Raw genomic sequence first — 10077 nt, 5'->3', positions numbered from 1 at the left:
GGCCCCGTCGGGCTCCGCCGCCTCGTCCGGCCGGGCCACCTCGCCCTCCCCGGCGGTGTCGACACCCACGCCCAGCGCCTCGGCGACGCGGAAGGCGACGTCCCGGGACACCCCGGACTGCGGGCTGCGCGCCGTCTCCCCGAGATCGGCCAGCGCCGTCAGCACCTCCCTGCTCGTGGTGCCGAGTCGTTTCGCCACCACGTGGACCCGGGTCTTCTCGGGCAGATCCGCCAGCGTCTGCGCAGCGGATGTGGCGGCGGTCCCGCCGACGTTCTCGGCGGGTGTCTCCGCGTTCGACATACATCTCCTCCACCCCCGGGCGCGTTCAGCACGCCGCCGCTCAGGGGCCGTGTCCCTGTTGTGTCCGCCGTGGTGGAGTCCACCGTGGCGGGAATCCTTGCCTTGCAAGCCACCGGAGGGCCGGCGTACACCGACACACCGCCGACGGCAGGTCCCGCGACGACGTCCCGGCGGAACGCACGCACACCGGGTGCGCCTCCCTGTCGTCGAGTCGTCCGGCACGTCCCGTGCGCGGTGGCGACGACCCGCGGTTCCTCCAGCACGTCACCGGGCCACCCGCAGCCGCCCCGCCGTCCGTCGACGCCGACGACTCGGTAACCGGTGTCCAGTATCCCATACTCACACGGCGTCATCGCGGCCCTCTTCGGGGCGACCCCGAACGAGGGGCGTTCCGCCCGGCGCCCCCGACCGTGCGCCACCCGGCCACGTGGCCGGAGACACCGGGTGACGGCACCACCGGAAGCGGAGGCACGACCACGCCCGACCGCGGTTCCCGGTGCCGAGGATACTCCGCGCGGACGGACACCCGGTGTCCGCGGGCCGTCAGCGCAGGAGCATCCCCTCCATGCGGCGCGCCGCCGCGAACACACCGCACACGGCCAGCACCACCAGGTAGGCGACGTGCCCGAGCATCGACACGTCCGGCACCCCCGCCGCGAATCCGCGGGTGAGCTCCACCCCGTGGTAGAGAGGCAGACACCGCACGAGCAGCGCGAGCGCGTCGGGATAGACCGACAGCGGGAAGAACGTCGTGGAGAACAGGAACATCGGCACGATCGCCAGCTGCACGAAGTCGAACTGCGACGGCGTGCGCAGCAGTGTCGCGCACACCATGCCGACGGCGGCGAACGCGAACGACACCAGCACCGCCACCGGCACCGTCAGCACCGCCCACGGGGTCGCCACGAGCCCCATCGCCGCCATCACGCCGAAGAACGCGCAGGCGTACAGGGCTCCGCGCAGCACCGCCCAGCCGATCTCCCCCAGGACGAGGTCGAGCGGCCCCATCGGGGTGGCGAGCATGGCGTCGTAGGTCCTGTCGTAGCGGACCTTGAAGAAGGTGCCGAAGGTGGCGTCGAAGACCGCGCCGTTCATCGCCGAGGCCGCCATGAGCGCGGGCGCGACGAACGCCACGTAGGACATCGACTGCCCACCCGGCCCCACCACCTCGCCCACCAGCCGACCGAAGCCGACCTGGAACGCGAGCAGGTACAGCACCGGCTCGACGACGCCGGAGACGAACACCAGCCAGACCCGCGAGTACACCAACGCCGAACGTTCGATCAACGCGGTGGCCCGGCCCGCGTACCGCCCGGCGGGCAGCATCCGGGCGAGCACCCGCGGGCGCGTCCGCGCCGGGGCGTCCCGCGACGTCGCCACCATTCACACCACCAGCCGTCGGTAGAAGAAGTGCCGGGCCACGAGCCCGCCGAGGGCGAACACCGCCGCGAGGTAGGCGAGGTGCCCCAGCACGGGCAGCGGCCCCGCCGACCCGAGCGTGGCCGCCCTGGCGAGTTCGTTGCCGTGCCACAGCGGCGAGATCCAGGCGAGCCACCGCAGCGCCGCCGGGATGTGCCCGACCGGGAAGAACGTGCCCGAGAACAACACCATCGGCATGACGACGAACCGGAACACCGCCGCGAAGCGTGCCCCCTCGTCGTAGGTGGTCGCCGCCACCGCCGTCACCGGCGCGGCACAGGCCAGCCCGGCCAGGACCCCGACCGGCACCACGAGCAGCACCCCCGCGCCGGTCCAGGCGCCGAACGCGGTGGCGACCAGCGCGTACACCACGCAGGCGAGGGCCAGGCGCAGACCGATCCACAGCAACTGCCCGCCGAGCACCTGCCCCGGAGTGACCGGCGTGGCGGTCACCGCGTGGTAGTCGCGCTGCCACTTGAACCCGGACAGCACCGGGTAGCTCGCCGCACCGACCGCGTTCTGTACCGCGCCCGCCACCAGCAGCGCCGGAGCGACGTAGTGCAGGTAACTCACCCCGCCGGTGGCGGCGCCGGGCTCCACCTGGGAGCCGAAGCCGATGCCCATGGCGAGCAGGAACAGCAACGGCTGCAGGCCCGAGGAGTAGAGGTTGGACGTCCAGTACCGGCGGTACCACGTCCAGTGGCCCTCCACCCGCAACCACGCGGCCCGCCAGGAGCCGAGCACCCGCGCGGTCTCCTCCCCGGCCGTGTCGGCACCGCCGCCGGGGCGGGGGCGGCGATCCGGCCCGGTCACTCGACCAGACTCCGTCCGGTGAGCCGGAGGAAGACGTCCTCCAGGGTGGCGCGCCGCACCAGGCTGGCTACCGGGCGCACACCCCGCGCGTGGACCCGCTCCAGCGCGGCCTCGCCCTCGGCGGTGTAGAGCAGGATCCGGTCGGGCAGGATCTCGGTGCGCTCGGCGAGGTCACCGACCAGCTCGGCCAGCCCGGCCCGGTCCTGTTCCGCGGGCCGCAGCTCCAGTACCTCCCGGGTGGAGTACCGGCTGATCAGTTCGGCCGGGCTCCCCTCGGCGACGATCCGGCCGTCGTCCAGCACGACCAGGCGGTCGCACAGCTGCTCGGCCTCGTCCATGTAGTGCGTGGTGAGCAGCAGGGTCACGCCGCGGGACTTGAGCCGGAACAGCCGGTCCCAGAGCAGATGCCGCGCCTGCGGGTCGAGGCCCGTGGTGGGTTCGTCGAGCAGCAGCAGGTCCGGGTCGTTGACCAGGGACCGGGCGATGGTCAGCCGCCGCTTCATCCCGCCGGACAGGGACTCGACCTCGTCGTCGGCGCGGTCGGACAGCTGCGCGAACTCCATCAGCTCCCCGGCACGCCGGCGCACGACCGCGCGGGAGAGCCCGAAGTAGCGCCCGTAGACCTGGAGGTTCTGGCGGACCGTCAGCTCGGTGTCCAGCGTGTCCTGCTGCGGCACCACGCCGAGCCGCGCCCGGATGCGGGGACCGTCCCGGTCCGGGTCCATGCCCAGCACCGACAGCGCACCGTCCGAGCGCGGCGAGACACACGCGATCATGCGCATGGTCGAGGACTTGCCCGCCCCGTTCGGGCCGAGGAAACCGAACGCCTCGCCCCGGCGGACGTGCAGATCGATCCCCCGGACGGCTTCCGTGCCCCCGAACCGCTTGACCAACGCCTTGGCCTGGACGAGCGGCGCGTCCCCGACCGCCTCCCCCGCCCGGTCGGCGTCGTCCGGCATCACCGTGTGATTCCCCACAGCGCGGACACTGCCACAGACCACCGACAACACGCGATCGTCCTCGGCGGGGAACGGCCGGTGCCGGGAAGGCGTCCTTCACGGCACCGGCGGCGCGGCGCTCAGAGGTCCGGGAACCAGAGCTTCAGCTCGCGCTCGGCGGACTCGGGCGAGTCGGACCCGTGCACCAGGTTGAACTGGGTCTCCAGCGCGTAGTCCCCGCGCAGGGTGCCGGGCGTGGCCTTGTCCACCGGGTCGGTCCCGCCCGCGAGCTGGCGGAACGCGGTCACCGCGCGCGGCCCCTCGACCGCCATCGCCACGACGGGGCCGGAGGTGATGAAGTCCAGCAGCTCGCCGTAGAACGGCTTGTCCTTGTGCTCGGCGTAGTGCTCCTCGGCCACCGACCGCGGCACGTCACGCAGGTCCATCGCCGCGAGGCCGAGGCCCTTGCGCTCGATCCGCGCGATCACCTCGCCGACGAGACCGCGCTTGACGCCGTCGGGCTTGACCAGGACCAGGGTGCGCTCGCTCATGGTGGTTCTCCTTCGCTCGGTCAGGGATGTCAAGGCTTGACTTCTGTTGTCCGGCACCTTATCCGTGCCCGGTCACGGCGATCCGGCACGCCCCTGGAGCGTCGTGTCGCGGGCACGGGGCGTCGACTCGCGGGCCTGGGGTGGCAACTCGCGGGTCCGGGGTGACAACTCGCGGGATTGGGGTGGCGACTCGCGGGCGCCGGGCGTCAACTCGCGGGGTTGGTGGGGTGTTGGCCCGGGAGTCGGCCCTGGGCCATGCGGCGGGCGACGTCGCGGCGCAGCCACAGCAGCCACAACCACACCGCCAGGAACAGCACGCCGATGACCGCCACCCACGGCAGGGTGACGACGAAGGCGAGCAGGGCCGCCTGCAGCGCGAGGATCACCCACGTCGACCAGGCGAACCGCAGCAGGCCGCTGCACACCACGTGCGCGACGGCGATCCCGCCGACGACCCAGCCCTGCACGCTCGTCAGGCCGTCCCCGAGCTGCGCGACGACCGGCAGGGCGAGCCCCACGACGATCGCCTCCAGCACGAGCGTGCCGGCCTGCACCCCGCGGAAGCCCTTCCACGGGTCCTGCGCCGGAGCCGGTGCGTCGTCGGTGGGGGTGTCGGACGTCGGTTCGTCGCTCACTCCGGCTCCTTGCCGAACAGGGTGCGGGCGTCGCCCGCGGTGACGACCGAACCGGTCACGAGCACACCCCCGCCGGACAGTGGTTCCTCGGGCTCGTCGGTCTGCTCCACCAGCGCGACGGCCGCCTCGATCGCGGCGTGCAGGACCGGCTCCACCGTCACCCGCTCCTCGCCGAAGATCGACACGGCCAGTGCGGCGAGTTCGTCGGCGGGCATCGCCCGGGGCGAGGAGTTCGTGGTGACCACGATGTCGGACACCGCCGGTTCGAGCGCCTCCAGCACCCCGGTGACGTCCTTGTCCCGCAGCACACCGACCACGGCGGCCAGCCTGCGGAACGCGAACTCCTCCTCCACCGTGGCGGCGAGCGCCGCCGCGCCGTGCGGATTGTGCGCGGCGTCGAGCAGCACCGCGGGTGCGGCACGCACCCGCTCCAGCCTGCCGGGGGTGGCGACCTCGGCGAAGGCCTCGCGCACCGCGTCGACGGTGAGCTGCCGGTCCTTGCCCGCGCCGAAGAACGCCTCCACGGCGGCCAGCGCCACCGCGGCGTTCGCGGCCTGGTGCGCCCCGTGCAGCGGCAGGAAGATCTCCTCGTAGACCCCGCCGAGCCCCTGCAGGCGCAGCATCTGGCCGCCCACCGCGATGGTGCGCTCGAGCACACCGAACTCGCTGCCCGCCCGCGCGACCGCGGCCTCCACCTCGACGGCGCGTTCCAGCAGGACGCGCTCGGCGTCGGGCTCCTGCTCGGCGAGCACCACCACGCTGTCCGGCTTGATGATCCCGGCCTTCTCCCCCGCGATCGTGGCGCGGTCGTCGCCGAGGTACTCGGCGTGGTCGATGCCGACCGGCGTGATCACCGCCACCTGGCCGTCGGCGACGTTCGTCGCGTCCCACCGGCCGCCCATCCCGGTCTCCAGCACGGCGGCCTCCACCGGGGCGTCGGCGAACGCGGCGAAGGCCATCCCGGTGAGCACCTCGAACTTGCTCATCGCCGGGTCGCCGGGTGCCTGCGCGCCGTCGACCATGCCGACGAACGGGGCGATGTCGCGGTAGGTGGCGACGTAGGTCTCCGGGGACACCGGCGCCCCGTCGATGCTGATGCGCTCGGTCGCCAGTTGCAGGTGCGGGCTCGTGTACCGGCCGACCCGCAGCCCGAGCCTACTCAGCAGCGCCTCGATCATCCGCGCGGTCGAACTCTTGCCGTTGGTGCCCGCGACGTGCAGCACCGGGTAGGTGCGCTGCGGGTCACCGAGCAGGTTGACCAGCGTGGCGATCCGGGTCAGTGACGGCTCGATCTTCGTCTCCGGCCAGCGCCGGTCCAGCTCGGCCTCCACGGCCACCAGGTCCCGGCGGGCCTGCGCGGCGATCGCGGCCTCGTCCACCGACGGTTCGGCCTCGGACTCGTCGTCCGGCAACGGACCGGCGATGAAGTTGTCCCCTTCCGACAGTTGCGGGGGAAACTCCTGGTCGTCGGAGGACACGCACTCTCCCTACAGCTCGGTTGACACGTCCGAGTCTACGTCGGGCCCCCATCGGGTTCGTGCGGTGCCCGGCTCCCCCCGCCGCGCGCGTCCCGCTCGGCGAACAGCCGCCCGTAGAAGCTGTTCATCCTCGCCGCGGCGGGTGCGTACCGGGTGAGGATGTCGGCCACGACGGGCGACACCTCGTCCGGAACGTGCCCGGCGGCGCACCGCCGTACGTACTCGTTGCGTGCGACGGGGGCGCCTCCGGTGGGTGTCGCGACTCCGCACACCGCGGTGACCACCCAGTTGACCAGTCGCATGGCCGCGTAGTCGGCGTCGTGCGACCGGTTCCGGCGCACGAAATCCCGCTCGACGTCGGACAGGGCGAACCGGGGCGAGGTGGCCAGTCCGAAGTCCGTGAGGTGGATGCGCTCGCCGTCACCGCGCATGTTGTCGAAATGGGCGTCCATGTGCAGCAGCCTGCGCGCACCCAGGACGCGCACGTGGTGCGCGAGCTGTCGCTCGACCATGCCGATCTTGCTCTCCGGCTCGTGCCGCAGCAGGTCCCGGAGGTCGTACGGCACGTACTCGCTGAACAGCACGAGGCCGGCCGACGCCGTGCGCAGCGCGTCGAGGCGGGCACGCACCGTCGGAGCGCCGCCCAGTGCGGCCACCGCGGCGTCGGGGTCGCCGTGTTCGTCCGGCACGTGCGGGCGGCCGGGCAGGACCCGCCAGTGGTAGAGCAACGGGAAGGATTCCGCCTCGCCGGAGAGCACCGCGTCGGTCACGATGCGGTTCGCGGCGAGTTCCCGCCAGGCGTTGAAGCCGGGACTCCCGATCCCGTACTGGCAGAGCACGGGCAACCCGAACAGGTTGGCGGTGGAACCGGGACGTGCGCGCTCCCGGTCCGTCAACGGGATGCGCTTGACGAACACCGGGACCGCGTCGACGTCCAGTACCGCCGTCGCCCCGCCCACCCCCACACCGTTGACGGGGGCCGCGTCCACCCACGCGGCGAGTTCCCCGTCCCCGCGGGAGGAGAGCAGGGCCGCCGCCCGTTCGTACCGGGCCCGCCTGCGCCGCACGGTGTGTGCGGAGCCCGTCGGGCGGGTCCGGGATCAGGAGCCGAGCGCTTCCAGGCGGGCGGTGAGCCGTTCGATCTCCGTGGCCGCGGTCTCCTCCCGGGCGCGGATCTTGTCCACCACCTCCGCGGGCGCCTTCGCCAGGAAGGACTCGTTGCCGAGCTTGTTCCGCGTCTGGGTGAGTTCCTTCTCCGCAGCGGCGAGGTCCTTGCGCAACCGCTTGCGCTCGGCCTCGACGTCGATCGCCCCGGAGGTGTCCACCTCGACCGTCGCGGTGCCCGCCGAGAGCGCGACGTCCAACGACGCGGTCGCCGTGAACTCCGGGCCGGGCTCGGTCAGCCGCGCCAGCGTCCGCACCGACTCCTCGTGGCCCGCCAGCACGGCGAACCCGTCCCCCGACAGCCGGGTGACGACCCGCTGCCCGGGCTTGAGGCCCTGGTCGGAGCGGAACCGGCGGATCTCGGTGACCAGCTTCTGCACGTCGGCGATCCGCTCCTCGGCGGCGGGGTCCCGCTCGGCCGGTCCGGACCGCGCGCTGTCGGGCCAGTCCGCGATGACCAGCGACTCCCCGCCGGTGAGCGTGGTCCACAGCCGCTCGGTGAGGAACGGGACGAACGGGTGCAGCAGCCGCAGCACCACGTCGAGCACGTGGCCCAGCACCGCACGGGTGCCCTCGGCGTGCGCACCGGACAGCTGCACCTTCGCCAGTTCGAGGTACCAGTCGCACAGCTCGTCCCACGTGAAGTGGTAGAGCAGGTTCGTCGCCTTGGCGAACTGGAACTGCTCGATCAGGTCGTCGGCCTCGGCCACCACCGCGGACAGCCGCCCGAGGATCCACCGGTCGGCCTCGGTGAGCGCGTCGCGCTCCGGCACCGGCGTGGCCACGGTGGCGCCGTTGGTGATCGCGAAGCGGCTGGCGTTGAACAGCTTGGTGCAGAAGTTGCGCGCACCCGCGGCCCACTCCTCGGCCAACGCCATGTCCGCGCCCGGGTTCGCACCGCGGGCGAGGGTGAACCGGGTGGCGTCGGCGCCGTAGCGCTGCATCCAGTCCAGCGGGTCGAGGACGTTGCCCCGGGACTTCGACATCTTCTTGCCGTGGGCGTCGCGGATCAGCCCGTGCAGGTAGATGTGCTCGAACGGCACCGAGCGTTCCGGGCCGTTGTCCCGCATCGCGTACAGCCCGAACATCATCATCCGGGCCACCCAGAAGAACAGGATGTCGTAGCCGGTGGACAGCACGCTCGTCGGGTAGAACTTCGCCAGGTCGGCGGTGTCGTCCGGCCAGCCCATCGTGGAGAACGGCCACAGCCCGGACGAGAACCAGGTGTCCAGCACGTCCTTGTCCTGGTGCCACCCCGGGCCGCTCGGCGGCTGTTCGTCGGGGCCGACGCAGACGACCTCCCCGTCCGGCCCGTACCACACCGGGATGCGGTGGCCCCACCACAACTGGCGCGAGATCGTCCAGTCGTGCATGTCGTCGACCCAGTCGAAGTAGCGCTTGGCCAGCTCCGGCGGGTGAATCTGCACCCGGCCGTCCCGCACCGCGTCCCCGGCGGCCTTCGCCAGCGGGCCCACCTTCACCCACCACTGCAGCGACAGACGCGGTTCCACCACCGTGTCGCACCGGGAGCAGTGCCCGACGGCGTGCACGTAGGGCCGCTTCTCCGCGACGATCCGCCCCTGCTCGCGCAGGGCCGCCACGATCGCGGGGCGGGCCTCCAGCCGGTCCATTCCCTCGAACGGGCCGTGCGCGGTCACCACGCCGCGCTCGTCCAGGATGGACGGCATCGGCAGGTCGTGCCGCCTGCCGATCTCGAAGTCGTTCGGGTCGTGGGCCGGGGTCACCTTCACCGCGCCGGAACCGAACTCCGGGTCGACGTGGCTGTCGGCGACCACGGGGATGCGGCGGCCGGTCAGCGGCAGCTCCACCTCGGTGCCGACCAGGTGGGCGTAGCGCTCGTCGTCCGGATGCACCGCCACGGCGGTGTCGCCCAGCATCGTCTCCGCACGGGTCGTGGCCACCACGATGGCGTCCTCGGCGTCGCCGTAACGGATGGAGACCAGTTCGCCGTCGTCGTCCGAGTGCTCGACCTCGATGTCGGACAGCGCGGTCAGGCAGCGGGGGCACCAGTTGATGATGCGCTCGGCCTGGTAGATCAGCCCCTCGTCGTAGAGGCGCTTGAACATGGTCTGCACCGCGCGGGACAGGCCGTCGTCCAGCGTGAACCGCTCGCGCGTCCAGTCGACGCCGTCCCCGAGCCCGCGCATCTGGTCGAGGATCTTGCCGCCGTACTCGGCCTTCCACTCCCAGACCCGCTCGACGAAGCGTTCCCGGCCCAGGTCGTGCCGGGACAGCCCCTCGTTCGCCAGTTCCCGCTCGACCACGTTCTGCGTCGCGATGCCGGCGTGGTCCGTTCCCGGCAGCCACAGCACCTCGTAGCCCTGCATCCGCCTGCGCCGGGACATCGCGTCCATCAACGTGTGGTTGAGCGCGTGCCCCATGTGCAGGGTGCCCGTCACGTTCGGCGGGGGCAGCACGATCGTGAACGGCGGCTTGTCGGACCCGGCGTCCGCGGTGAAGTACCCCGCCGATACCCAGCGCTCGTAGAGGGCCGGCTCCTCCTCGGCCGGGTTCCAGGCGGTGGGCAGGTCGGTGCGGGGGGCCGCGCCCTCGGGCGCGGAGCTGTCGTTCACGGCGCTGTCGGTCACGGGGCAAGTCTAGGAAAGACCGTGGTCGGCACCCGCACCGCCTCCGACGACCCCGCCCGGAGCCGTGGCGCCGTCCCCGGCCCCGGCACCCTCGGCACCGCCCGATCCGGGGGCGTGCCCGGGGTCGGCGACGAGCGGGACGAGCAGCCCGGCCAGAACGGTGGCGGTGA

9 protein-coding genes are annotated in these 10077 nt (G+C 72.6%); all 9 read right to left on the bottom strand.

Features of this window, described 5'->3' with window-relative positions; translation table 11 throughout:
- Nucleotides 1-300: translation initiation factor IF-2 N-terminal domain-containing protein (locus ACTIR_RS0118020; RefSeq protein WP_026455328.1), on the bottom strand; the 300-nt coding region annotated here is incomplete at its 3' end.
- A gap of 543 nt (nt 301-843) precedes the next feature.
- On the bottom strand, nt 844-1683 hold the full coding sequence (locus ACTIR_RS0118015; RefSeq protein ID WP_026455327.1) for an ABC transporter permease: 840 nt from the start codon (nt 1681-1683) through the stop codon (nt 844-846).
- On the bottom strand, nt 1684-2463 hold the full coding sequence (locus ACTIR_RS0118010) for an ABC transporter permease (protein WP_026455326.1): 780 nt from the start codon (nt 2461-2463) through the stop codon (nt 1684-1686).
- A 65-nt stretch (nt 2464-2528) separates the two neighbouring features.
- Complete coding sequence (locus tag ACTIR_RS0118005) at nt 2529-3491, bottom strand: ABC transporter ATP-binding protein (RefSeq protein ID WP_026455325.1); 963 nt, start codon at nt 3489-3491, stop codon at nt 2529-2531.
- 119 nt (nt 3492-3610) lie between these two features.
- Nucleotides 3611-4021 (bottom strand): nucleoside-diphosphate kinase, encoded by a 411-nt coding sequence (gene ndk, locus ACTIR_RS0118000; protein WP_007024995.1) that lies wholly within the window; start codon nt 4019-4021, stop codon nt 3611-3613.
- 206 nt (nt 4022-4227) lie between these two features.
- On the bottom strand, nt 4228-4656 hold the full coding sequence (locus tag ACTIR_RS0117995; RefSeq protein ID WP_026455324.1) for a DUF4233 domain-containing protein: 429 nt from the start codon (nt 4654-4656) through the stop codon (nt 4228-4230).
- Entirely contained in the window at nt 4653-6134 is a 1482-nt protein-coding gene (gene folC / locus ACTIR_RS0117990; protein ID WP_026455323.1) for a bifunctional tetrahydrofolate synthase/dihydrofolate synthase, read from the bottom strand. Before folC ends, ACTIR_RS0117995 begins: the two co-directional genes overlap by 4 nt.
- 35 nt (nt 6135-6169) lie before the next feature.
- A complete protein-coding gene (locus tag ACTIR_RS0117985) occupies nt 6170-7201 on the bottom strand; it encodes a serine/threonine-protein kinase (RefSeq protein ID WP_026455322.1) in 1032 nt (343 codons plus the stop codon).
- Between the two features lie 33 nt (nt 7202-7234).
- Nucleotides 7235-9907: a valine--tRNA ligase gene (locus tag ACTIR_RS0117980; protein ID WP_084789600.1), complete on the bottom strand. Its 2673-nt coding sequence runs from the start codon at nt 9905-9907 to the stop codon at nt 7235-7237.
- Nucleotides 9908-10077 lie beyond the last annotated feature (170 nt).

The organism is Saccharomonospora iraqiensis subsp. iraqiensis (assembly GCF_000430445.1).
Taxonomy (GTDB): Bacteria; Actinomycetota; Actinomycetes; order Mycobacteriales; family Pseudonocardiaceae; genus Saccharomonospora; species Saccharomonospora iraqiensis.
The sequence above is the reverse complement of the archived record's forward strand: the minus strand, read 5'-3'. Positions and strand labels throughout refer to the sequence as shown.

What these genes read in the sequence shown, in the direction of transcription:
- ACTIR_RS0118005 (WP_026455325.1), bottom strand. Translation starts at nt 3,491, where the DNA reads ATGCCGGACGACGCCGACCGGGCGGGGGAGGCGGTCGGGGACGCGCCG.
- ndk (WP_007024995.1), bottom strand. Translation starts at nt 4,021, where the DNA reads ATGAGCGAGCGCACCCTGGTCCTGGTCAAGCCCGACGGCGTCAAGCGC.
- ACTIR_RS0118015 (WP_026455327.1), bottom strand. Translation starts at nt 1,683, where the DNA reads ATGGTGGCGACGTCGCGGGACGCCCCGGCGCGGACGCGCCCGCGGGTG.